The following is a 24701-nucleotide window of genomic DNA, read 5'->3' on the forward strand; positions in this document are numbered from 1 at the left end:
GCTCAAGACTTTGCTCCTCTGCGCTGCGCCATACCTTTCCATACCGGCCGCAGCGCCTGGCGCGCCGCGACGAAGGATGGAAACAGCGCATCGTAGGTTTGGGAAAGCGCCTCGTCATAGGCATCGCATTCGCCCAGCAGCGGCGTCACCCATTCGGCGCAACACTCATCCATGGAGCGATAGACGCCGAGCCCGACCGCGGCCATCATCGCAGCACCCGCAGCACCTGCCTCCTGGCGGCTGCTGGTTCTGACTTGCGCGCGGGTCGCAGCAGCGATGATGCGGCGCAGCGACGGGCTGCGCGCCGCACCGCCCGACAAGCGAATTTCGCTCGGCATGCTGCCCATCGCTTGGTAGCAATCGCGGGCCGCGAAGGCCAAGCCCTCGAGAACCGCGCGCGCCAGATCGCCAAAGCCGTGCTTGACCGAAAGGCCGATGAAGCTGGCGCGTGCGTTTGGATCGACGAACGGTCCGCGTTCGCCGGCGAGCGAGATATAGGGCTGGTAGACCAACGATCCAGGCTCCGATCCTTCCACCCAGGCATCGAGCGCCTTCAGCAGCTCTTCGCGCGAAGGTTTTGCGCCGCTGGCGGTCAGCACGTCGCGCGCCAGCCCAAGCAGCCAGTCGATGTTGAGCGTCGCCGCCATGTTGGATTGCAGTTGCGCATAGGCGCCGGGAACCGGCATGGCGATGGTGTAGCCCGACGCGTTGTCGTTGAGGACGACATCGTCAGGAGTGCGCGCCAGGCGCGTGTGGATGCCGGTGGAGCCGATGACCGTGCAGCCGACATTGCTGCTCGGATCGTAGAGGCCGGCGCCGAGTGCGGTGCTGACCATGTCGACGTAACCGAGCACCACCGGCGTGCCCTCAAGCAGGCCGGTCTCCCCGGCTGCCGATGGCGAAAGCGGATGATGGTCGGTCGTGCCTTCGAGCATGGGCGGCAACAGTCGCCGATGTGTCGTCAGATCGAGAATGTCGAGCACCTCATCGGAATAGCTGCGCGAGCGAAAATCGCCGAATGTAAATGTGCCTTCCGAGGGATCGGTGGCGCGCTCGCCGGTCATCTTGAAATAGAGCCAGTCCTTGCAGTGAAAGGCAGTGGCGACCCGCTCGAGGATTTCCGGGCTGTTCCTTTTCAGCCAGCTGAGCTGAGCCCCTTGCTGGCAGGCATTGAGCCCGGTGCCGGTGATCTCGAACCGCGTGCGATCGCGGGCGTCGCCGCGCACCTCGTCCACCAGATGTCCAGCGCGGGCGTCCAGCCAGAGCCAGGCGCGCCCGACCGGCAAGCCGTCACCATCGATCAGCCAGGTGCCGTCGCCCTGCCCGGTGATCGCGACCGCCGCGGTTCGCGGCGCCAGATCGGGAAGTTTCGTCGCCAACTCGCGAACGGTCAGCACCATGTCGCGCCAGGTCTGCTCCAGGTCCTGCTCGGCGCCGCCGCCTTCCAGCGTGACGAAGCAGTTGGTCACTGACGCCATGGCAAGCTGCCGCCCCGAAAGATCGAAAGCGACCGATTTGATCACGGACGTTCCCGCGTCGATCCCGATCAGCAGGTCTTTCATGCGGCAAGTTCCGGATGGTTATGAAGGCAATTCAAAGGCGCAGTCTTTGTTGTAGGGAAGCCGTAGAAGAGGCAGGGAGTGTCCGCAAGGACACCCCCTGTGCAGGTCTTACTCCGACAGCACGAACGGTGCGGTGTACTTGTCCACATTGTCCTTGGTGATGAGCAGGCAATCGAACAGCTGCTTCTCGCTGGTGGCACCGGTGGCGCCAGACTTGATGAACGAGTCGGCCTGCTGCACGGCCTTCGCCGAGAAGATGGCCACTGGCTGGAGCACGGTGTACTGCAGTTCGCCGGACTTGATGGCCGCAACCGCATCCGGCGAGCCGTCGAAGCCGCCGACCTTGATGCCGGCCAGCTTGCCGGCTTCCTTCAGCGCCGCAACCGCGCCGAGCGCCATTTCGTCGTTGCCGCTGATTACGGCGATGATGTCGGGATTGGCCTGCAGCATGCTCTGCATCTTGTCGTGGCCCTTGGTACGATCCCAGTCGGCGACCTGCGAAGCTGCCTTTTCGAGATCCGGGTACTGGCTCAGCACGGTCGCGTAGCCGTTCGAGCGCGTGGCGGCGTTGTTGTCCGACGGGGCGCCGAGCAGTTCGACATACTTGCCCTTTTCACCGACCGCCTGCACCCACTGCTGGGCACCGAGAGCTGCACCCTGCGCGTTGTTGGAAACGAGCTGACCCTTGGCGAGGCCTTCCTGGTTGATCTCGGCATTGACGAGGAAAACCGGGATGTTGGCGGCAATCGCCTTCTTCACCGCGCCGACCGAACCATCGGCATTGGCCGGGTCGAGGATGATCGCCACCGACTTGTTGGTGATGGCGGTGTCGATCAGATTGCTTTCCGTGTTGGTGTCGCCCTTGTGGGCAGCGACATTGGCCGTATAGCCAAGCTTTTCGGCCTCGGCCTTGGCGACGTTGCCTTCGGTCAGCCAGTACGGGTTGGCCGGATCGTTGACGATGATCGAGATCAGGCCCGCGGCCGATGCGGCTGCGCTAAACCCAACCACCATCGCGGCGGCAAGCAAACTTCTAAGCACGATTTTCATGTACATTCCTCCAATGATTTACGCGGTGTTGCTCCAGTCACCTGGCAGTCTTCCCTTGGGCAGGATTGGCCGGTTCGGCCTTCCCCCGTTTCTGAGAAGTTGGTTGGCCGCCCGTCGAAGCCGGAAGCTTGCTACGGCGGCGATACTGAACGGCATTGAGGAGCACGGCGAGCACGATGACGGCGCCGGTGAACACTGTCTGCCAGTAGGATGAGATGCCGATGATCACCAGACCATCGGACAGGAAGCCGATGACGAAGGCCCCAAGCAAGGTGCCGCGGATGTTGCCGCGGCCGCCGGTCAGTGCCGCGCCGCCGATGACGACGGCGGCGATCGCCGTCAGCTCGTAGGTGGTGCCCGCGGTCGGTCCGGCCGAGGTCAGCTGCGAGGACAGGATCAGGCCGGCAATGGCGGCGCAGATGCCCGAAAGCACATAAACCGAAATCTGCACCGTCTTGACCGGAACGCCGGAGAGTTCGGCGGCGCGCTCATTGCCGCCTGAGGCGTAGAGCCAGCGCCCGAATGCGGTGCGGTTCAGGACGACGCTGCCGATCAGCGCGATCACCGCCAGCACCACGACGCCGGTCGGCACACCGAACAGGCGGTTGAAGCCAAGCGCGTCGAAGCCGGTGTTGCCCAGCTCCGGCTTGCCACCGAGATTGTTGTAGGTCAGGCCGCTGGTCATCAGCAGCGCTAGGCCGCGCGCCATGTACATGACGCCGAGCGTGGCGACGAAGGCCGGAACCTTGAACCGTGCGATCAGCACGCCGTTGATCAGACCGACAGCAGCACCCAGCATGCAGGCCAGCACCGCGACCACCCAGACCGGCGGATAGAGAACGACACCCAGCCAGGTCAGCGTCACGCCTTGCATCAGGAAACCGGCAACGACGCCGGCAAGCCCGAGCGTCGATCCGACCGACAGGTCGATGCCGCCATTGAGGATGACCAGCAGCATGCCGACAGCGAGAATCCCGAAGATGGCGACATGCGAGGCCATGGTCAGGAAATTCGCCACCGAGAGGTAGTAGGGCGACAGGATCGAGAAGACGACGATGATGACGATCAGGGCAAAGAAGGCCCGTCCCTCGAGCAGCAGCTTGGCCACGTCGAAGCCTTCGCCGCCTGTACTGGGGCTGGACTGTTTGCTGGCCTGGCTGACATCGGTCATGATCGGGGCTCCGAAATTCTGTGATCAGGCGACCACGGCTTCGCCGGAGGCGGCCATGATCTGCTCTTTGGTGGCGTTCGCGCCGAATTCGGCTGAAATCTTGCCGCGCCGCATGACGACGATGCGATGGGCGATGCTGAGGCACTCATTGACTTCCGAGGTCGAGAAGACGACCGCCAGGCCTTGCGCCGCGCGCTCGCTGAGCAGCCGGAAGACTTCGGCCTTGGCGCCAACGTCGATGCCGCGGCTCGGCTCATCGAGAAGGATGACCTTGGGATTTGTCGTCAGCATCTTGCCGATGACGACCTTCTGCTGATTGCCGCCCGACAGCGATCCGATCATGGCGTTGCCGCCTGCGGTCTTGATGGTCACCTTGCGGATCGACTCGTCGATCAATGCGCGTTCCCTCGGCCGGGACAGGAACAGGCCCTTGGCGAATGCCTCGATGCTGGCAAGCGACAGATTGCGGCCGACGGTCATGGTCTGGACCAGACCGTCGCGCTGCCGATCCTCGGGCACCAGCACAAGGCCTCTGGCGATGCGCTGGGCAATGGTCAGCCCCGAGACGTCCTGGCCTTCCAGCAGCGCCCGTCCGCCCGCCATCGGCACGCGTCCGGCGACGGCCTCCAGCAATTCCGTGCGTCCCGCACCCATCAACCCATAGATGCAGACGATCTCGCCTGCTTTGACGTCCAGCGACAGATGATCGACGACATAGCCTGAACCGGAAGCGTCGGTGACGCTGACATTCTCGATCGACAACGCCACCGCGCCGAACGCATGGCCGGTCGGCGGTGAGCCGAGGTCGAAATTCTCGCCCACCATGTTGCGGACGATCCATTCGAGATCGATGTCCTTGGCCTCGGCCGTCGCCGTGATCGCCCCGTCGCGCAGCACGACGGCATAGTCGGTGATCTGCAGCGCCTCTTCGAGGTGATGCGATATGTAGACGATGGAGACGCCGCGGCTGGTCAGGTCGCGGATCACCTTGAACAGCACCTCCACCTCCGTCGCGCTGAGCGCGGAGGTCGGTTCGTCCATGATCAGGATACGGGAATCGACCGACAGCGCGCGTGCGATCTCGACGATCTGCTGCTGCCCCAGGCGCAAATCCTCGACCAGGGTCATCGGGTCGATGTCTTCTTCGAGGTCGGCCATCAGCGCCCGCGCCTGGCGCGACTCCTCGGCGAAGTCGAGGCCGGTTCTGGTGCGCAGTTCGCGACCCATGAAGATGTTGTCGCGAACGCTGAGGTTCGGCGCCAGGCTGAGTTCCTGGTGGATGATCGAAATGCCGCGATCGCGCGCATCCGAAGACGAGGAAAAGCTGACGAGATTGCCGTCGAGCACGATGTCGCCGGATGTCGGTGTCACCACGCCGGACAGGATCTTCATCAGCGTCGACTTGCCGGCGCCATTCTCCCCGAACAGGGTGGTGACCTTGCCGCGATGGATGTCGAAGTTCACGCCTTTGAGCGCGTGGACGCCGCCATACGACATCACGACATTGCGCGCCGAAAGCACGGCGTCGCCATTGGCGGGCTCTGTGCCGGAAGCCGAATTCATTTGACCTCCAGCCTCACCGGTGTGACCAGCCAGCTCTTCGGATTGACCAGCTTGAAGGCGCCGACCACCGCTATGGTCTTGCCGGTCAAGGCGCTGGTATCGACTTTCGCCAGCACCTCCGTCTTCATCTCGTTGTTCAGCGCCGAGCCGGCGTCCTGATACTCGATCTGGTTGGTGAACTGACCGAAGGTGATCTTGCCGGTGGCGTCGCGGAGCTCGGTTCCGTTGATCGCCGGCCCTGTCTGCACACGGACGGTCAACGTATCCGGCAAACCGTCGACGGCGACCTTGTAGATGCCCGACTTTCCCTCGCCGACGACGCCGCTGAACTTGACCGAGATGACCGGTCCGACACCCGCCGGCACACCATATTCCTTTTCGGCGGTCGCCCTGTCCTTGGCGATCGCGGCCGCCACCGTCACTGCATCGGCGGCGCGCGCCTCGACATCGGCCTGCACCTTGGGGAATTCCGACTTGCCATAGTCGGCAGCCGAAAAGACGGCGTTGCGAACGTCGCCGGCGGAGCCGATCGTCACCACCTTGGTGTCGAGCGCCATGGCGCCGAGCAGAACCAGAACCGCGGCGCCAGCAAGTGCCCGGCGCAGACCGGGCGAGGCCTGCCGGGCGGGTGCGGAGGCAGCCTTCACGCTCATGATACATCCACCAGCGATGCGGATTTTCCGTTGTCACGCATTCGTCGATCCTCCGTTCGCGCGGCGCTTCGTGGCACCGGCTGCATCGTCGAGTTCGACGAGCGCGCGGGCCGTGCATTCATCGGTAATCAGGCCGCTCAGATAACGGCTTTCGAGCACTGACTTGATGGCCCGCACCTTCACCTTGCCGCCGGCGACGGCGACGATCCTGCGGCCCTTCAACTGGTCGCGGGGAAGCGCCAATATTCTCTCTGACAGCGCCGTTTCGACCGGGCGCCCCTTGTCGTCGAAGAAATGCGCCAGCAATTCACCGACGCCGCCGTCACGCTTGACCTCGTCGATTTCGGACGGTTCGATCATGCCCGTCGCGACCAGCGACGCCTCGCGTTCGGCCGTGCCTATTCCGACGAACATCAGGTCGGACCGGCCGGCGAGAGCGAACACATCGCTGATGCCGCGCTGGCCAAGCAGCACCTCGCGGTCCTCGGCCGTGTTGGCGACAAAAGGCACCGGCATGACAAAGGCCTGCGCGCCGGTCCGCTCGGCCAGGCGATGCATGACGTCGTGCGGGTTGGCGGCGAATTTGCGCGTCACACCGCCGAGCAGCGAGACGAAACGGATGTGGGCGGCAGTGGTGCGCGTCAGATACTCGACGCTGGCCGCAAGCGTGCGGCCATGGCCCACGCCGATCAGCATGTCTTCGCCGCGATCGATTTCGCGCTTCAGGAACTGGGCGCCGGCAATGCCCAAACCCTTCAGCGGCAGCTCGTCCTGATCGAGATCGGGAACCACCTCGCAATAGTCGAGCCCATAGGCGGCGGTCAGGCGCTGTTCCAGATCGACGCATTCGGCGACGTCGCCGTCGATGAAGACCCTGACCAAACCTTCCTGGTTGGCCTTGGTGATCAACCGGTGCGCCTTGAGGCTGGTCAGGCCAAGCCGCTTGGCCACCTGGGCCTGCGTCAGACCGCCGGCATAGTGAAGCCAGGCCGCGCGCGTGGCGAGACTGGACTCATGGTCGCGGTTCGCGGCTCCACCAGATTTCAAGCCATCTCCTCCCCGAGATGATATTATTATCATTCTGTGCAAAAATTTTCATACCTTTGCATCGCTGTCAATCCCTCCGCGGATGGCGCCCTCAGCCGACGGATCGGCAGCCAACGCAGGCCTATTAGGAGGTCAGCATATGAGGCGATCATACGGTGATGTTAAATTAACGTCAATCTGTGTTATCTCGCGCCAATGATAACGGCAAAGCGCCGGAAACGGTAGCCGAAATTGTCTCTAACCATCTGTTTTTGCTTAAATATATCGGGTGGCAGAAAAATCCCAATCTGGCTGTGAGATGGGAAGATTCGCGCACACGGCGCAACAGGGCAAACCGATCGGGTTGCCTCGGGAAAAGTTATCGGCGCGGCGATGGCGCGATCAGCCCAGCCGCATCAGGTTCCTGTCCTCGAGCTCGACAGCAGCGGCTTCGACTTCCCACGCAAGGCGCTCAGCGTTCCACTGCAACGCACGCGCGGCGATCAACGCAATCTCCTGTAAATCGCGACTTGTCAGCGAACCGCCTATCGCCAAGGTGCTGCGGCGCATGACGATATCGGCCAGATGCTCGACGAATTCGTTGCGCGCGATGTAGTCGATTTCCGCCTTGCCGTAGCCGTCGGAGTCCGGCAGGCGCCCCTCATCATTCGGCGCCCACTTGGCAATCCGCATTGCTGTGGTCCCGTAGCGCGACAGCAATTGGTCGAGGCGCCCCTCCCCGGCGCCCGTTGCCTGCACTGCCTCAGCCAGCCAGTCTGCGCGCGACGCGGCATTGGCCGGAAAATCCCTGCCGCCGCCGATCGGCATCGACTGCGTCGACACCTTGCGGCTGCGCTGCAGGCGGCCGAGAACGGTATCAGTGACTTCCTCGGCAAAGCCGCGAAACGTCGTCCACTTGCCGCCGACCAGCGAAATGACCGCAAAGGGCCTGTTGGCGTCCGGCTCGGCGACCGGCGCCGAATGATCGCGGCTGATCAGTCCAGGCGTCGATGCCTCGGACGTCGGCAAGGGTCGGATGCCGCTGTAGGCATAGACGATCTGGTCACGCTCGAACGCCATGCCCGGCAAAAGCGTGCGCACGCTCTCGAGCAGATAGTCGACTTCTTCGGGTTCGCAGCGCACCGCGTCCGGATTGTCGGCCTTGATGTCGGTCGAACCGACCAGCGCCAGGCCGAGATAGTCGTAGACGAGGCAGATGCGGCCGTCATCGGCCTCGAAATAGAGCATGCGCCCGGCCAGGCTTTTGACCAGCTCGTCGTGCTTCAGCAGGATGTGCGAGCCCTTGGTGCCGCCGATCATCTTCGATGGCGCGCCAAGCAACGCATTGACGTCATCGATCCATGGACCGGCCGCGTTGACCACCAGCTTCGGCCGCACCGAAAAGGCACTGCCATTTTCCCGCTGGAAGGTGAGCACGCCATCGGTTGAAGTCTCGAGCGCCGTATAGTTCGCGCTGGCGGACGCTGTGTTTGCCTGCAGCCCGTCGAGGATCAGTTCCAGCACCAGCCGTTCCGGGTGGCTTATCTTGGCGTCGTAATAGGTGCCGGTGGCGACGATCGCCGGGTTGAGCGCCGGCATCTCGCCAAGCGCCTGCCGGCGCCCGATCATGCTGTGGCGCGGCATGACCTGATTTCGTGAACCGTAGAAATCATAGATCATCAGGCCGATCTTGATCAGGATGGCGCCGCGGCTGCGCGGCGCGCTGGTCGAGCCGAACAGCGTTCGCAACGCCGCCAGCATGCCCTTGCTCCACGAGAAGATCGGGATGACGGTCGGCAGCGGAGTGACATAGTGCGGCGCGTTTTGCAGAAGCAGATTGCGTTCGAGCGTCGACTGCGCCACCAGCCCGAACTCGCCGGTTTCGAGATATTTGAGACCGCCATGAATGAGCCGCGACGGCGCGGCACTGGTGCCCGAGCCGAAATCGCCCTTGTCGACGATCAGGCAGCTGACGCCTTGCGCGCACAGGTCGCGAAACAGGCCTGCCCCGTTGATGCCGGCGCCAAGAATGACGACGTCGACCTCGCCGGTCGCAGCCATGGTAGCGACACGCCCGGCGGCGTTGTCCGTGCCTGCTCCGTCGGTTGGGCTCATGGCGCCTTCGTCTTGACGATGCGCAGCTTCACGCCGGCCCGCTCGAGGCTCTGCGCCTGCGCGTCGCCCAGGCCCTCGGTTACCAGCACGGCGTCGAAACTGGTCAGATCGTCGAAGACATGCAGCGCGATCCGGTCGAACTTCGCGTGGTCGACCAAAAGGATGCGCTTGACCGATGCGGCCATCATCGCCTGCTTCACCCGCACGACATTCGGATCCTGGATGAAAGCCGTGGTTCCGGTGATCGCCGAAGCCGAACAGATCAGTACATTGGCGCGCAGCTGCGCCACGGCGTTCTCGCAGACGATGCCGATATAGGCGTTGTAGGTGCCGTGATACTGGCCGCCGAGACAGATGAAATCGATGTCGTCGACATTGATCATCAGCGCAGCTGTCGACACGCTGTTGGTGACGACCGTCAGCGGCTTGACGTCGAGCAGCAGCGTCGCGACCGCGTTTGCCGTCGATGAATCGTCGAGCATCACCACCTGGCCGGCTTCGACATAGTCCAGCGCTGCCCGCGCCAGCGCATCCTTCTCGGCCCTGTTGACCGTCACACGGTAGCGGAAGGCGCTTTCGTAGAGACCGGACGGCTGAACCGTCACCGCACCATGCAGCTTGCGCAGCACGCCCTGCTGCGCCAGCCGGTCGATGTGCCGGTGGATGGTCATGCGCGACACGCCGAAATGCTCGACCAGATCGTCGATGCGCACCTGGCCGAGCTTGATCACATAGTCGGCGATCTCTTCGCGCCGTTCGTCGGCCTTGATCATGCGTTCCCTCCTGGCCGCGCCAGCCTTTCGATCTCCGGCCAATGCGCCTTCATCTGCTCGGCGATGCGGCAGTAGAGCGAAAACCGCTCATTGAACACAGCGCTGGAGGCGGGCGCGGGCTGATATGTCCGCGCCGTCATGCCGACCTGCCTTGCCCCCTCTTGCGGCGTCTTGAACAAGCCGACCGCGGCACCCGCGCAAAGCGCGGCACCCAGGGCGGCGGTCTCATCCGTCGAGGTGACAGTGACCGGGGCGTTCAGCACGTCGGCAAACATCTGCACGAAGACCGGGTTGCGCGAACTGCCGCCGGTCAGACGGATCTCTCTGACAGCAAAGCCGTCACGCAGGGCTTCGACATGGGTGCGGTGATTGAAGACGATGCCTTCCAGAACCGCCTTCAGCATATCGCCGCGATTGTGCCAGCCATGCAGGCCGACAAAGCTGCCGCTGGCGGCATCGCCATAGGGAGAGCCGAACAGATATGGATGAAACAGGATGGTCGAAGGTTTTTTCAGCGCAGCGTCGATTTCAGCTGCCAGCAATTCGTGGATGGAGCCGCCATCCGTCCTGTCCTGCTCCGCGCGGCAGAACGTGTCGAGAAACCAGTCGTAGTTGGCGGTCGAGGCCGGTGAGATCGCCATGTTGTTCCAGCGACCGGCGTCGAGGGCGTTGCGGCAGAACCAGCGCCGGTCGACGCGCGGCTTTGACGAAACGACTTCGTTGATGGAATAGGTGCCGGCGACGATGGCGAGCGTGCCCTCCTCATGGCCGCCCATGCCAAGTGCGGATGCGGTCACGTCATGCAGGCCGCAGGCCACGGGCGTGCCCTTGGGCAGGCCGGTCATTTCAGCGGCCTCGGCGGTGACCTGTCCGACGATGTCGGCCGAATGCGCCACTGGCGGCAGCGCATCGAAAAGGTCGTCCAGTCCGAAGATGCGCATCGCCTCCGGCGCGAAGGCTTGCGTGCGGAAATCCGTGAATGAGGTGCTGGCCTCCGTCCGGTCGGTGCCGATCGTGCCGGTCAGGCAAAAGCGCAGCCAGTCCTTGCAGGCCAGCACATGAGCGATGCGCCCATAGCGGTCGGGATCATTCTGCTGGATCCAGGCCAGCAGCGCCGAGGGCGCCGACACATGCGGCGCCTGGCCGGTCAGCGCCAGCGCTTCGTCGAAAACCGAACCTTGAGACCATTTGTCGACAATCTCGCCCGCACGGCTGTCGAGCGACAGGATCCCGGGTCCCAGTGGCCGGCGGTCCTTGTCGAGCAGATAGACCCCGTCGCCATGCGCAGTCGCCGCCACCGCCTTGATGTCGCTGGGCGGCCGGCCGCACAATGCAATCGCCTCGCGGATGGCCTCGGTGGTCGCTTGCCACAGACCAGCCATGTCGCGCTCCACCCAGCGCGCCTTCGGCATCGATTGCGGCACCCGCCGCCGAGCCACCGACAGTTGCGTGCCATCGGCATCGAAGATCACCGCCTTGGTGACGGTGAGGCCGTTGTCGATCCCGAGCAGGCAGGGCATGATCAGCGCCCTCCCGGCGTCATGAATTTTTCGATGCAGCGGCTTCGCATGGATTTGACGACAACCAATGAGCGACGGGGTACAAGAATGGAATCGGCACCATACAGGCCAAATGAACCATATCGCGATGTTAATTTAACGTCAATTGATGTTCAAAACAGTCTCGGCGTCTCAGTGAGGTTGAACGACCGGAAAGCGAGTTGACCGACAACCTACTGATTCAGTTGTATTTCTATCGCCAGTAAAATGTCTCACTCGATCCGTTCATTCCAGGAGTTGCTTCGTGTACAAGGGTTCTGACCTGCTCATTGCCGCCCTCGAGAATGAGGGCGTCGATCGCATCTTCGGAATTCCGGGCGAAGAAAACCTCGACGTCGTCGAATCCATTCGCAAATCGTCGATCCAGCTCATCCTGACCCGCCATGAGCAGGCTGCGGCATTCATGGCGGCGACCTATGGCAGGCTCACCGGCAGACCCGGCGTTTGCATCACCACGCTCGGCCCTGGCGCGTTGAACCTCTCGACCGGCGCCGCCTATGCACTGCTCGGGGCGATGCCGATGATCATGATCACCGGGCAGAAGGGAATTCTGTCGTCACGGCAGGCCCGCTTCCAGATTGTCGACATCGTTGCGGCAATGAAGCCGCTGACCAAGCTTTCGCGCCAGATCGTCTCGCCGAAGATGATCCCGTCCCTGGTACGCGAAGCCTTCCGCGTGGCCGAGGAGGAGCGTCCCGGGCCTGTCCATCTTGAGCTGCCCGAAGACATTGCGGCCGAGCAATGCGAACAGGCGGTCCTGGTTCCCCCGCACCCGGTCGAACTGCCCCTGGCGAGCCCGGTTGCGCTTGATCGCGCCGCACGGATGATCATGCAGGCGCAACGTCCGCTCATCATGCTGGGTGCAGCGGCGTCCCGACCAAGGTCGACGTCGGACCTCGCCCAGTTCGTGCTGCGAACTCAGATCCCCTATTTCACCACGCAGATGGGCAAAGGCACCGTGCCGGGTGGAACCGAGCTCTATATGGGCACGGCGGCGCTCTCCGAACGCGACTATGTGCATGAGGCGATCGAACGAGCCGACCTCATCATCACCATCGGCCACGATACGATCGAGAAGCCGCCCTTCATCATGGGCGCCAACGGGCCGAAGGTGATCCATGTCGGCTATCAGCCGGCCAATGTCGAGCAGGTCTATTTTCCGCAGACCGAGGTCATCGGCGACATTGGCCCCTCGCTCAGCCTGCTCGCGCAGCGCGTCGAAGGCAACATCCCCAACGCACAAGCCTTGTTGCCATTGCGCGAAGGCATCTTGAACTGGATTGCCGCGCGCGCCACCGAAGACCGCTTCACGCCGCAACGCCTGGTCCATGACGTGCGCGCGGTCATGCCGGCGGACGGCATTCTGGCGCTCGACAACGGCATGTACAAAATCTGGTTCGCGCGCAATTACCGCACCCGGGTCGCCAACACGCTGCTGCTCGACAACGCGCTGGCGACCATGGGCGCCGGGCTGCCGTCGGCGATGACGGCCGCCATGCTCTATCCCGGACGCCGCGTCATGGCCGTCTGCGGCGACGGCGGCTTCATGATGAACAGCCAGGAGCTGGAAACCGCCGTCAGGCTCAAGCTCAACCTGGTCGTCCTGCTCATCGAGGACAACGCCTTTGGCATGATCCGCTGGAAGCAGGCGGTCGACGAGTTTCCCGATTTCGGCATGACATTCGGCAATCCCGACTTCGTCAGGTACGCCGAGGCCTACGGCGCCAAGGGAACCAGGGTGAGCGCCATCGGCGAACTCCGATCCTCTCTGGAGCAGGCGTTCGCCGGCGGCGGCGTCCATCTCGTCGTTGTCCCCATCGACTACTCGGAAAACAAGCGTGTTCTCGTCGATGAATTGAGCCAGCGACTACCGGCAGCGCCAGAGATTTGATGTCTCGACGGGCAGTTTCGTCCACGCTCGTCCTGGCGCCCGACACAATCCCGGCGCGGCTTGCGGCGCTGCGCTTGCCGCGCCTATCATGGGTTTGAAAATTGCTGACTTCGGCCTTCACGCCGCGTTCGGCGGGGCAAGATACCTGGCGGCGGATGTCGCCAGCTCTGTAGATTTCAGAACAAAGAAGCAGCGCGTGGCCGATGGCTGACAAAACACAAATCGGGTTGACCGCCGTCGACACCGTTCCCCTGCATGAGAAAGTCTATCTGGAACTCGTCCGGGCCTTGATGTCGGGCCAGTTCGTGCCCGGCCAGAAACTGACCTCGCGCAAGCTGGCCAAGGAACTGGGCACCAGCGACATGCCGGTGCGCAGCGCCTTCATGCGGCTGCAGGCGCTGCGCGCGCTGAGCCCGATGCCGAACGGCAGCGTCGAGGTGCCGATCATCTCGGCCGAACGGTTCTCGCAGCTGACCGCTGTGCGCACCCTTCTCGAAGGCTCGGCGACCGAACTGGCGACGAAGCTCATCAACGGCAACAATCTGCGGGCAATCCGCCGCCACTGTACCGAGTTGACCCAGGCAGCCCGCAAGGGAGACATCGACGACTATCTGCGCAAGAACCACGATTTCAAATTCTCGATCTATCGCCATTGCGGCAACGAACAGATGATCTTTCTGATCGAAACGGTATGGATGCAGATCGGCCCGTTTCTCAGGAACCTGGCCATGGGCTTCGAAGACGACCTCGCCTCCATTCTCGACATCGATTATCACGAGGAGGCGGTTGCGGCGATCGAGGCTCAGGACGGCGAGCGGGCGCGCGCCGCCATCATGCGCGATATCGACGAAGGTGCCGCGCATATCTTGCGGCAGGTCAAGTTTCCGGAAACGCGGACTTGAAGCATGACGCAGAGAGCGTCCTCAAGGCAGCTTGGCTTTCTCATGCAATGTCGCTATGTTGCGATCGCAAATCGCACAATTGGTTTTGAAATGCCTCCCGATATTCCGGCTAGTGAATTGAAAAAATGAAGGAAAAGCATCTGGCGACAGCCGGAGCGGTTTTCCAAAACTCACGAAGCTATTTTTATCAGGGATATCGTAACCCAAGAGGTTACGGCCTTCAAAAACCAGGGGTTGGAAATTGGGCGATGCAATTGCGGACGTTTTGAACTGGCTTGAAAGCAGGGACGACATCCACAGCCTGAGGGCTGCGGTGTGCGACCTGAACGGCATCATGCGCGGCAAGCGCATCCCGGTCGAACAGGCACGCAAGGCGCTGGAGGGCAAGCTGCGCATGCCTTTCTCGCTGATCGGGCTCGACGTCTGGGGTGAGGACATCGAAGGCAACGCGCTGGTTTTCTCGACTGGCGACGCCGATGGCCTTTGCCAGTGGACGGGCCGCGGCATCCTGCCTGTCAACTGGACAGCACACCCGACGGCCCTGGTCCCGCTCTGGCTTGCCGATGAAAACGGCGCGCCGTTTCTGGGTGACCCGCGTCGGGCGCTGGCCCGCATCCTCGATCGCTACGCAGCACTTGGCCTGACCCCGGTCACTGCCACGGAACTTGAATTCTATCTGGTCGACCCGCAATCGCAGCGGCCGGTCGGGCCGGTGTCGCCGGTAACCGGGCGCCGCCTCGATTCCGACGCCGCACTGTCGATCGACGAGATCGACGACTTCGAAGCTTTTATCCACGACGTCTACGACGCCTGCCGCACGCAAGGCATTCCCGTCGATACCGCGATCGCCGAGAATGGCGTCGGCCAGTTCGAGATCAACCTGAACCATGTCGCCGACGCCTTGCGCGCCGCCGACGATGCCGTGCTGTTCAAGCGCACCGTCAAGGGCATCGCCCGCAAGCACGGCTTTGCCGCCTGCTTCATGGCCAAGCCCTATGGCGACCGTGCCGGCAACGGCTTTCACGTCCATTTCAGCCTGACCGATACCGAAGGCCGCAATGTCTTCGACGACGGCAGCGATCAGGGTTCGGAGACAATGCGCCATGCGGTCGGCGGTTTGCTTGCTGCCATGGCCGAGAGCACGCTGGTGTTTGCGCCGCACTTCAATTCCTACCGCCGGCTGCGTCCGCGCTCCTATGCGCCGACCGCAGTTGCCTGGGGCTATGAGAACCGCATGGTCGCCATCCGCATTCCCGGTGGGCCGACCAGCGCCCGCCGCATCGAGCATCGCGTCTCGGGAGCCGACGCCAATCCATACCTGGTGCTGGCGGCGATCCTGGGTGCGGCGCTGATCGGCATCGAGAGGCAGCTGTCGCCGGGCGATCCCGCCGGCAATGACGGGCAGGGCCTTCCGCCGGCCAAGCTGCCGCCGGACTGGGCCTCGGCAATCGCCAGCTTCGAGAGCGGGCAGCATGTGGCGGAGATTTTTCCACCCATCCTGCGCGACTCCTTCATCGCCTGCAAACGCCAGGAGCTGAACACGTTCGCGCTCAATGTCAGCGACTTCGAGATCGAGACCTATCTCGAAAGCGTCTAGGTCGCCCTTCGCGTCGAAAAAACCAATCAACGGCGATCTGCCGCAAACTCAATCCGCTTGCCGGGTTTGTTTTGAAATCTCCTCGCTCATTTAATTCTATAAAATCGGTAGGCTTAATGCACATCGAGTGCTTTGCGAGGAGCCTAAAATGTCGAAAAAGCTGGTGGTGGGGGTGTCGGGCAACCTGACCCGTCCGTCGAAGACCAAGGCGTTCGTCAGCCACATCGTCGGCGAAGTGGCGCAAAACATCGGCGCGGCTTCGACCGTCTTCGACATCGAAGATCTCGGGCCGTCCTTTCCGCAGGCAAGGCGTATCGCTGATCTGGATCCGTCGGCCCGCAACATCGTCGAGCAATTGCTGGGCGCCGATATACTGGTCGTCGGCTCGCCCACCTTCAAAGGCAGCTATACCGGGCTCTTCAAGCATTTCTTCGACCTGCTCGACCCGTCATCACTGCGCGGAAAGCCGATCATTCTCGCGGCGACCGGCGGCGGCGAGCGTCATTCGCTGATTGTCGAACACCAGCTGCGGCCTTTGTTCGGCTTCTTCGAGGCACTGACCTTGCCGACCGCGATCTACGCCTCCGACAAGGACTTCGCCAACGGCGTGCTGGTGTCCGAGGCCATCCAGGCCCGCGCCCGGCAAGCGGTAGCAGAGGCAAGCCGGATCATCGGGGTGCCAGCCAGTGTCAGTGTTGCCGCCTGAAACGCGCCACGGACCAACAATCCAGGATCCCTTCCCGCACCGTCCAGAAGGAAAACGCAATGACCAGACCCAGCAAGTCCCGACAGATCAAGCTTGGTGCATTCCTGCCTGGTGGCGGACAGCATATCGCCGCATGGCGCCATCCTGACGCGCCGGCCGACGGCGCGACGAATTTCGAGTTCCACAAACAGCTGGCGCTGACCGCCGAGCGCGGCCTGTTCGACGCGTATTTCCTTGCCGACAATTTGACCGTCGGTCTCGGCGCCCGCGAAGGCGGCAACGCCAAGATCGCCGGCTTCGAGCCGGTCACGCTGTTTGCGGCCTTGGCGCCGCTGACCACGCATCTGGGCTTCATCGCCACCGCGTCCACCACCTATGAGGAGCCCTATACGCTGGCCCGCAAATTCGCCTCGCTCGATCTGTTGTCCAACGGTCGGGCCGGCTGGAATGTCGTGACTTCAGCCGGCGACGAGACCGCCCAGAACTTCAACCGCGATGTCCAGCCCAACCATGCCGAGCGCTATGCAAGGGCGCATGAGCATGTCGACACGGTCAAGGCGCTGTGGGACAGCTGGGAGGACGACGCCTTCATCCGCGACAAGCAGTCTGGCCGCTTCTACGACAAGGACAAGCTGCACGACGTCGACCACAAGGGCGAGCATTTCAGCGTCAAGGGTCCGCTCAACGTGCCGCGTCCCGTGCAGGGTCACCCGGTGGTGGTGCAGGCCGGGCAGTCCGAGGATGGACGCGGGCTCGCCGCGCACTCGGCTGAGGTCATCTTCACCGCCCATCAGAAGCTCGAGACGGCGCAGGAATTCTACCGCGACATCAAGGCGCGCGTGGCGGCTGTCGGCCGCGATCCGAGCCAGGTGCTGATTATGCCCGGCGTAGCACCCTTCGTTGGCCGCACCACGGAAGAAGCGCGCGCCAAATATCAGCAGCTCAACGATCTGATCCTGCCCGAGGATGGCGTCGCTTTGCTCAACGGGCTGGCGGGCCAGACGCTCGACATCAGGGGGTATCCACTCGACGGCCCGCTGCCGCCGAGCAAGGAAACCGAAGGCATGAAGAGCCGCCAGGCGCTGATCCGTCAGATCGCCGACGAGCACAACTTCACCATCCGCCAGCTCTACCAGTGGGTGGCGACCGCGCGCGGCCACTACACTATCGTCGGCAGCGCCACGGAGGTGGCCGACCTGCTGGAGGAATGGTTCACCAGCGAGGCGGCCGACGGCTTCAACATCCTGCCGCCCTGGCTGCCCGGCGCACTCGACGACTTCGTCGAACTGGTCATCCCCGAGCTGCAGCGCCGCGGCCTGTTCCGCACCGCTTACGAAGGCAGGACGTTGCGCGAGAACCTTGGCCTCAGGCGGCCGGAAAACCCGTGGACATCAGCCCGCTCGACCGTACTGGCCGCCGAATAATCCTCCGGCGCGCCAACAATCTTCCAAGGAAGGGCAAGACGATGACTTTGCAGCACATCGAGCGGCCAATCACGATCGGCGCACGCCGCAGCGGAACCGGCCTAGACACTGACTTCCTGCGACCCGGCGGCCGGGCGGCCGTCCGTTTCCTGTCGCGCTACGGCGTTCTTCTGGGGTTCCTGGCGCTCTGGCAGGTGGCGAGCAGTGTCGGGTGGGTCAATGCGGCGGTGCTGCCGCCGGTCGACATGATCGTTGCCGCCCTGTGGAAAGGGCTCGCCGGCGGCGTCTTGCTCGGCGACATCGCCATCAGCTTGCAGCGCGCCGGCATTGCCTTCGCCGCCGCCGTTGCGGTCGCCATTCCGCTTGGCCTGTTCATGGGCCAGGTGCGCGCTGTCGAAACCGCGCTCGACCCGATCCTGCAGCTGTTCCGGCAGACCTCGGCGCTGGCGCTCTACCCGGTGTTCATTCTGCTTCTGGGGCTGGGCGAAACCTCCAAGATCTTCGTCATCTTCTGGGCGACTCTATTTCCGCTGCTGCTCAACACCACCAGCGGCGTCAAGGAGGTCGATCCAAAGCTGCTCGAAATGGCGCGCGTCTATGGCGCGACGCGGCTCACCGTGTTCCGCCGCGTCGTGCTGCCCGGTGCCATTCCCTCGATCTTCGTTGGATTGAGGCTGAGTGCCACCACGGCGCTCTTGCTGCTGATCGCGTCCGAGATGATCGGCGCCAACAAGGGCATCGGCTTCCAGGTGATGAACGCGCAATACAATTTCCAGATCCCGCTGATGTTCGCGGCGATCGTCATCCTCGCCGGCCTAGGCCTGATCGCCAACCAGGCGCTGGTTGTCCTGCAGCGGCGACTGTGCCGCTGGAGCAATCCCGTCAACTGAGCAGTCCCCCTCCTCTCATCTTAGGAAAGATAGGATCATGAAAATCACGCGTCGTTCCCTGCTTGCCGGTGCACCGCTTGCCGCCGGCATCATCGCCGCCGGCCTGCCCCGCTTCGCCTTTGCCGAAGCTTCACCCGTCAAATTTCGCTACCTTGCCAGCCGAGGCGGCATCTCCCCGCATGAGCTGGCCTACGAGCTTGGCTACTTCAAGGACCTCGGCATCGAGTTGGAGAATGTCGGCTATGCCGCCGGCGGCCCGGAATCGCTGTTTGCGCTTTCCTCCGGCAGCGTCGACCTCGGTTCGGCGGCCACCGCCGCGGTGATCAACTCGATCTCCGGCGGCAACGATTTCGTCGCCGCCTATCCGAGCAACGGCATCAACAAGCAAGTCAAAAGCGTCTTCTACGTGCTCGAAGACAGCCCGATCAAATCGATCGCCGACATCGCCGGCAAGACCATCTCGGTCAACACGCTCGGCGCCCATCTCGACTATACGGTGCGCGAGGCGCTGCACAGCGTCGGCCTGCCCCCGGATGCGGCCAACCTTGTCGTCGTGCCCGGGCCGCAGCTCGAACAGACCTTGCGCTCGCGCCAGGTCGATATCGCCGGCCTGGGCTACTGGCAGGCGACCTTCGCCGGCGCGCTGGTCGCCAATGGCGGCGTGCGCGGCGTGTTCAACGACACCGACGTGCTGGGCGAACTCGCCGGCGGCTTTGTCGTGCTCAGGCGCGACTTCATCGCCGCCAACCCGGACGCCGCCCGCAACTTCGTCGAACAGTCGGCACGCGCCTCCGACTGGTCGCGGCAGAATCCGGACGAAGCCCGCAAGGTGCTGGCCGACATCCTCAACAAGCGCGGCGAAAATGGCGATCTCGCCCGCTACTGGACCGGCTTTGGCCTGCGTGAAGGCGCGCAGGCGACCGACCGCGACATCGACTTCTGGGTTGCTGTGCTGGAAGGCGACGGTCGACTGGGCAAGGGCAAGCTGAAGGCCGCCGACATTCTGTACCGGCCCGGCGAAACCAAGACGAACTGAGAGCTAAAATGACCGGCACCAACCGCGGCGGAGAGGTCTCGATCCGCGACCTCTCCAAATCCTTCACGCTCGGCGGGCGTCAGCTTGCCGTGCTGAGGACGCTCAACCTCGACGTCCGCTCCGGGGAATGCCTGGTCATCGTCGGCGCCAGCGGCTCTGGCAAGACCACGCTGCTGCGCATTCTTGCCGGGCTCGAGGCCGCCGACAGTGGCGGCGTCGCCATCGACGGCAAGCCGGTTCACGGCGTCGGCGCCGAGCGCGCGGTGATCTTCCAGGAACCGCGCCTGCTGCCCTGGCTGACCGTGCTCGGCAACGTCGCTTTCGGCCTCGAATTGCGCGGCGTGGCCAAGGCGGACGCCGAGGAAAGGGCCCGCTTCTACATCGCGCTTGTCGGCCTCGCCGAATTCGCCGATGCCTGGCCGAGGCAGCTTTCCGGCGGCATGGCGCAGCGCGTCGGCATCGCCCGGGCGCTGACCGTGCAGCCGGAAATCCTGCTGCTCGACGAACCGCTGGGCGCGCTCGACGCGATGACCAAGATCGGCATGCAGGAGGAACTGGCCCGCATCTGGAGCGAGGAGAACGTCACCATGGTCATGGTCACCCACGATCTGGAAGAGGCGATCTATCTTGCCGACCGGGTGCTGATCCTGCCCAAGGAGAAAGGCGGCGCGGCACGGTTGATCGATGTCGACCTGCCCCGCCCGCGCGACCGCAGCGAAAGCCGGTTCGTGCGCTATCGCGAAGAACTGCTGCGCGAATTCGGCCTGCACTGACCGAGGCAGACGAGCTAGACGATCGGCTTGCCGGCTATAGCCTGCCGCAACGCGTCGTTGATCCGGTCCTGCCAGCCGGGCCCATCCTCCTGGAAATAATCCAGCACCGCCCGGTCGATCCTGATTGAAACAAGTTCTCTGACATTGGGCGCGGCTGATGCTTCACGAACCGGCGCCACCGGCTTCTTGATTGGTTTGAAGGCGGCTTCGGCGGCCTCCATCGGATTTGTCGGTCGGCGCGGTGGATTTGCCATGGATTGACCCTGGGTGAAGACGACTTTGACGTGGGACGAATGCGCCACAATAACCCATGTGGCGCGAGATTGTCGTTCATTTCACCGGCAAAACCCCAGAATTCACCTTCCGTGTGACATCTGCAACGTGCATTGCACCTTGCCGCAGACTCCGCGTTCTGATTCCCTGTGGCATGGCCACGAGCCTGATTCTGGCATCCCTTGCGACCAAGTTTTCGTGCGGGTGCCGGCAACGATCATGTCGACCACCGCTTTCCAGGGAGAAACGGCAATGAACACCGCGACCAGGCCGGAAATCTCCGAGATGAGGCCGAAGATAACGGTTGTCGGCGTCGGCGGCGGTGGCGGCAACGCCATCAACAACATGATCGCCGAAGGTTTGCAGGGCGCGGAATTCATCGTCGCCAACACCGATGCCCAGGCGCTGACCATGTCGAAGGCCTCACGGCTGATCCAGTTGGGCGCTCACATCACGGAAGGCCTGGGTGCCGGGTCCCTGCCCGAGGTCGGCCGCGCTGCTGCGGTGGAATCGATCGACGAGATCATGGACCACCTGGCGGGGACACATATGTGTTTCGTCACCGCCGGCATGGGCGGCGGAACCGGAACCGGTGCCGCGCCTGTCATCGCGCAGGCGGCGCGGGCGGCGGGAATTCTGACCGTAGCCGTCGTCACCAAGCCGTTTACCTTCGAAGGCAAACGCCGGATGCAATCGGCCGAAGAGGGCATCGAGCGGCTTCGCGAATGCGCCGATACGGTGATCGTCATCCCCAACCAGAACCTGTTCAGGATCGTCGATGCCAAGACCACATTCGCCGACGCTTTCGTCATGGCGGACCGCGTCCTCTATTCGGGCGTCGGCTGCATCACCGACCTCATCGTCAAGGAAGGCCTGATCAATCTCGATTTTGCCGATGTGAAGTCGGTAATGCGCGACATGGGCCGCGCCATGATGGGCACCGGCGAAGCCACTGGCGAAGGCCGCGCCAAGCGGGCTGCCGAAGCGGCGATCGCCAACCCGCTTCTCGATGAAGCCTCGATGATCGGCGCCAAGGGCGTCCTGGTCTCGATCTCGGGCGGCATGGACATGACGCTGTTCGAGGTCGACGAGGCCGCCACCCGCATACGCGAGGAGGTCGACGCCGACGCCGACATCATCGTCGGCGCCATATTCGACCGGGCACTGGCCGGCAAATTCAGGGTGTCGGTCGTCGCGACGGGATTGCGGCGCGCGGTTGAAATGCCGCTACTGGCGGATCAGAAATTCGCATGAATTAGCCCCCTCGTCAGCTACGGACCTCGGCCCGGCAGTCGCTGCTGGCGCTTGCGGCTTGTGTCACGATCCCGCCTTCTCGACCTCCTTGAGGTAGTAGATTTTGCTGGGTTGCAGATGGTCGACGCAAAGCTGGGCCAGAACCCAGTTGTCCTTCCGCTTCAGCGCCTCGATCATGAACCCGTGATGCTGGCGCGACACTTCCAGTTTCTCGCGGTCGGCCAGCGAATTGGCCCGGATCGGCAGGCTCAGCCGCATATAGTGATCGATCGACGACACCAGATAATCGTTGCCGCAGGCCGCGAAAATGGTCATGTGAAAGCGGTCATTGGCCTCGTGGATGCCTCGCAGATAGTGAGCGTCGACATGGGCGTTGTAGACCCGGTTGATCTCCACCAGCTCCTCGATCAATGACTGGCTTGCCGGCAGCGGGATCATCAGCGCCGCCTGGCGCTGCAGCAGTTCGCGCACTTCGTAGATCTGCCGCACCTCGTCGGGCGTCAGCCGCCGCACCATCGCACCCTTGTTGCGCTCCCGCGTGACGACACCGAGCTTTTCGAGCTGATAGAGCGCCTGGCGAATGGTGTGGCGCGACACCGGAAACCGGGAAAGCAGCACATCCTCGACCAGCCGCGCGCCGGGCTCCAGCTGGCCGAAGATGATGTCTTCCTCCAGCGCGCGCACGACATCGGCTTCCTTGCCGCCATAGTCTGCCACGTTGAGCATCATCACGTCCTCGCGCCGTCTCGGCCGGCCACCTTAGCCGCAGTGACGGGTATCCGGCAATTAACGATGATACCAGAGCAATTCCACGAAAAGTGCGCAGCGGTTTTCCCGGGAAAAGCGCTTAGCGCTTTCCCTAGGGAATTGCGTAAAAACAAATATTTAGAGCCGGCTGCGATCAGGCTGGTGCGTATTCGTTGGCCTCGAAAACATGGTGATGCACACGGCCGGTGAACATCTTCAGCAGTTCACCGGTCACCTCCCGACTTTGGAATCTTACGTCGGATTGAAGCGCCCGGTTGCAGGCGTCCATATCGGGATAGCGAATGGCCAGCGCCATCGCGTAGGCGGGCGCACCTTCGTCGCGCGTCGTGCCGTCGAGAACGCGCACTTCCTCGGCGCCGGGAAACTGTGTCCATAGCGGCACCAGCCTGTCCCTGACGAAGCGCCGGAATTCGCTCTCTTGTCCGGGATGGATTTCACCTTCGAAGAGGGCGTAGCGAATGATCATGGCGAGGCTGTCCTGACTTTGTGCGCTTGAGACGTCTGTCGGCTTTGCGGGCGCATCGGGTGATGCGCCCGCCTCCGTGCGTGCTTATTTGCCCCAGATTTTCTTGTACTGGTCGCGGTAGCCATTCTCGGGGTCGAAGGCATTCTTCGGACCACCGTCGAACTCGACATTGTCGGCCGTCACCACATGCAGCGGCGACAGATAGCCCGACCATTTTTCACCGGCGATGGCGCGGTTCAATTCGTCGACCAGTTGCCAGCCCTGCAGGTTGAGCGGTTCGGCGACCGTTACCTTCTGAAACTGGCCGGCGCGGATGCGCTGATAGGCCGATTCCGAACCGTCGCCGGCGGCGACATTAATCGGCGCGTCGGTGCCGACCTTGCCTGCCGCGGCAAGCGAGGGTCCCATGAAGTCGAAATAGAGGTCGTTGATCGCCAGCGAATGCGTCCAGGCATCGCCGTATTTCTGCAGCAGCGAGGTGGTGAGTTGCGGCATGCGCTGCGAGGTCTCGGCGATCGGTGTGTCGACATATTCGAGCACCTTGCCGCCCAGCCGCTCGATCTCCGCCTTCATCTTGTCGGCCTTGGCGATGGCGATGGCGTAGGTCGAATCGGTGAAGATGACGACGCCGGGTTTGCCCTTGGCATCGGCATAGGCCCAGTCGGCCGCAGCCGTGGAGACCTGCATGGCGTCCGTGGAGACATTGGCGAAGACGCCGCTCTTTTCGTCAGGTCCGATCACAGGTCCGGCATGCCAGGAAACCAGCGGGATGCCGGCAGCCTTCGCCTGTTCAAGCGCCGGCGCCTGCTCGATGGCGTCGAAACCGTTGATGACGATGCCATTCGGCTTCAGCGCCATCGCCTGGCCGAAGGCGGCGGTGCGGCCGCCGATCGAACCGGCGCCGTCGATCACCTTGACCTCCCAGCCGATCGCCTTGGCCGCTTCCTCGACGCCGGTGGTGACGCCCAGAATGCCGCCGTTCTTGAGGTCACCGGCGAGCACGACGATGGTCTTGCCCGGCTGCGCTTTGGGGCCGGTGGTCGGGCCGTCCCAGGCGGTGACTTTCTGCGCATATTTTTCGACCACCGCCATGGCGTCGGCCATCGCGTCGGCCCGTGCCTGGCCGGCGAACAGGACTGGAGCAGCGATGGTCATGGCCATCAAGGCGACGGATGATTTCAAAAATGTTCTGCGTTGCATGTTGGTACCTCCCTTGGTTTCAAAAAAATTGTCTGGTCTTCCGGAACTC

General features: G+C 63.2%; 23 protein-coding genes. 10 read left to right on the forward strand and 13 right to left on the reverse strand.

Features of this window, described 5'->3' with window-relative positions:
• Positions 1-2: 2 nt before the first annotated feature.
• From AC1DXU_RS02310 to AC1DXU_RS02350, 9 genes are all read right to left on the reverse strand, one after another.
• Entirely contained in the window at positions 3-1562 is a 1560-nt protein-coding gene (locus tag AC1DXU_RS02310) for an FGGY family carbohydrate kinase (protein WP_477363843.1), read from the reverse strand.
• 108 nt (positions 1563-1670) lie between these two features.
• Entirely contained in the window at positions 1671-2612 is a 942-nt protein-coding gene (locus AC1DXU_RS02315; RefSeq protein WP_454576318.1) for a D-ribose ABC transporter substrate-binding protein, read from the reverse strand.
• 37 nt (positions 2613-2649) lie between these two features.
• Entirely contained in the window at positions 2650-3783 is a 1134-nt protein-coding gene (locus tag AC1DXU_RS02320; RefSeq protein WP_477363846.1) for an ABC transporter permease, read from the reverse strand.
• Between the two features lie 24 nt (positions 3784-3807).
• The gene (locus tag AC1DXU_RS02325) at positions 3808-5346 is read right to left on the reverse strand and encodes a sugar ABC transporter ATP-binding protein (RefSeq protein WP_477312331.1); all 1539 of its coding nucleotides are present in this window, start codon (positions 5344-5346) and stop codon (positions 3808-3810) included.
• The gene (locus AC1DXU_RS02330) at positions 5343-5999 is read right to left on the reverse strand and encodes a DUF2291 family protein (protein WP_477363849.1); all 657 of its coding nucleotides are present in this window, start codon (positions 5997-5999) and stop codon (positions 5343-5345) included. Before AC1DXU_RS02330 ends, AC1DXU_RS02325 begins: the two co-directional genes overlap by 4 nt.
• 33 nt (positions 6000-6032) lie before the next feature.
• Positions 6033-7046: a sugar-binding transcriptional regulator gene (locus AC1DXU_RS02335; RefSeq protein WP_477363852.1), complete on the reverse strand. Its 1014-nt coding sequence runs from the start codon at positions 7044-7046 to the stop codon at positions 6033-6035.
• A gap of 381 nt (positions 7047-7427) precedes the next feature.
• The gene (locus AC1DXU_RS02340) at positions 7428-9140 is read right to left on the reverse strand and encodes a glycerol-3-phosphate dehydrogenase/oxidase (RefSeq protein ID WP_477363855.1); all 1713 of its coding nucleotides are present in this window, start codon (positions 9138-9140) and stop codon (positions 7428-7430) included.
• A complete protein-coding gene (locus AC1DXU_RS02345; protein WP_477275274.1) occupies positions 9137-9913 on the reverse strand; it encodes a DeoR/GlpR family DNA-binding transcription regulator in 777 nt (258 codons plus the stop codon). Before AC1DXU_RS02345 ends, AC1DXU_RS02340 begins: the two co-directional genes overlap by 4 nt.
• Complete coding sequence (locus tag AC1DXU_RS02350) at positions 9910-11433, reverse strand: FGGY-family carbohydrate kinase (protein ID WP_477363858.1); 1524 nt, start codon at positions 11431-11433, stop codon at positions 9910-9912. The genes AC1DXU_RS02345 and AC1DXU_RS02350 overlap by 4 nt, the downstream gene beginning before the upstream one ends.
• A gap of 283 nt (positions 11434-11716) precedes the next feature.
• Between AC1DXU_RS02350 and AC1DXU_RS02355 the strand changes: the two genes are divergently transcribed.
• From AC1DXU_RS02355 to AC1DXU_RS02395, 9 genes are all read left to right on the forward strand, one after another.
• On the forward strand, positions 11717-13363 hold the full coding sequence (locus tag AC1DXU_RS02355; protein ID WP_477363861.1) for an acetolactate synthase large subunit: 1647 nt from the start codon (positions 11717-11719) through the stop codon (positions 13361-13363).
• Between the two features lie 88 nt (positions 13364-13451).
• Positions 13452-13574: a hypothetical protein gene (locus tag AC1DXU_RS02360; protein ID WP_477363864.1), complete on the forward strand. Its 123-nt coding sequence runs from the start codon at positions 13452-13454 to the stop codon at positions 13572-13574.
• The gene (locus tag AC1DXU_RS02365; RefSeq protein WP_477363867.1) at positions 13567-14265 is read left to right on the forward strand and encodes a GntR family transcriptional regulator; all 699 of its coding nucleotides are present in this window, start codon (positions 13567-13569) and stop codon (positions 14263-14265) included. Before AC1DXU_RS02360 ends, AC1DXU_RS02365 begins: the two co-directional genes overlap by 8 nt.
• 241 nt (positions 14266-14506) lie before the next feature.
• Positions 14507-15862: a glutamine synthetase family protein gene (locus AC1DXU_RS02370; RefSeq protein WP_477363870.1), complete on the forward strand. Its 1356-nt coding sequence runs from the start codon at positions 14507-14509 to the stop codon at positions 15860-15862.
• 148 nt (positions 15863-16010) lie between these two features.
• Positions 16011-16568: an FMN reductase gene (gene msuE, locus AC1DXU_RS02375; RefSeq protein WP_477363873.1), complete on the forward strand. Its 558-nt coding sequence runs from the start codon at positions 16011-16013 to the stop codon at positions 16566-16568.
• A gap of 59 nt (positions 16569-16627) precedes the next feature.
• A complete protein-coding gene (locus AC1DXU_RS02380; RefSeq protein WP_477363876.1) occupies positions 16628-17992 on the forward strand; it encodes an LLM class flavin-dependent oxidoreductase in 1365 nt (454 codons plus the stop codon).
• A 41-nt stretch (positions 17993-18033) separates the two neighbouring features.
• The gene (locus tag AC1DXU_RS02385) at positions 18034-18882 is read left to right on the forward strand and encodes an ABC transporter permease (RefSeq protein WP_477363879.1); all 849 of its coding nucleotides are present in this window, start codon (positions 18034-18036) and stop codon (positions 18880-18882) included.
• 37 nt (positions 18883-18919) lie between these two features.
• Entirely contained in the window at positions 18920-19918 is a 999-nt protein-coding gene (locus tag AC1DXU_RS02390; RefSeq protein ID WP_477363882.1) for an ABC transporter substrate-binding protein, read from the forward strand.
• Positions 19919-19926: 8 nt separating this feature from the next.
• The gene (locus AC1DXU_RS02395; protein ID WP_477363885.1) at positions 19927-20691 is read left to right on the forward strand and encodes an ABC transporter ATP-binding protein; all 765 of its coding nucleotides are present in this window, start codon (positions 19927-19929) and stop codon (positions 20689-20691) included.
• 14 nt (positions 20692-20705) lie between these two features.
• Here AC1DXU_RS02395 and AC1DXU_RS02400 read toward each other — a convergent pair whose 3' ends face one another.
• Positions 20706-20945 carry a BrnA antitoxin family protein gene (locus AC1DXU_RS02400; protein ID WP_477363888.1) on the reverse strand — a complete coding sequence of 80 codons (240 nt, stop codon included), beginning with the start codon at positions 20943-20945 and terminating at the stop codon, positions 20706-20708.
• A gap of 271 nt (positions 20946-21216) precedes the next feature.
• Between AC1DXU_RS02400 and ftsZ the strand changes: the two genes are divergently transcribed.
• Positions 21217-22218 carry a cell division protein FtsZ gene (gene ftsZ, locus AC1DXU_RS02405; protein WP_477363891.1) on the forward strand — a complete coding sequence of 334 codons (1002 nt, stop codon included), beginning with the start codon at positions 21217-21219 and terminating at the stop codon, positions 22216-22218.
• Between the two features lie 63 nt (positions 22219-22281).
• Here ftsZ and AC1DXU_RS02410 read toward each other — a convergent pair whose 3' ends face one another.
• The 3 genes from AC1DXU_RS02410 to AC1DXU_RS02420 form a co-directional block, all read right to left on the reverse strand.
• Positions 22282-22944, reverse strand: a complete 663-nt coding sequence (locus AC1DXU_RS02410; RefSeq protein WP_477363894.1) for a GntR family transcriptional regulator — start codon at positions 22942-22944, stop codon at positions 22282-22284.
• 175 nt (positions 22945-23119) lie between these two features.
• Positions 23120-23452 carry a hypothetical protein gene (locus AC1DXU_RS02415; protein ID WP_477363897.1) on the reverse strand — a complete coding sequence of 111 codons (333 nt, stop codon included), beginning with the start codon at positions 23450-23452 and terminating at the stop codon, positions 23120-23122.
• A gap of 84 nt (positions 23453-23536) precedes the next feature.
• Entirely contained in the window at positions 23537-24652 is a 1116-nt protein-coding gene (locus AC1DXU_RS02420) for an ABC transporter substrate-binding protein (RefSeq protein WP_477363899.1), read from the reverse strand.
• Positions 24653-24701: the final 49 nt, after the last annotated feature.

It is taken from the genome of Mesorhizobium sp. P3_A10, assembly GCF_056403175.1.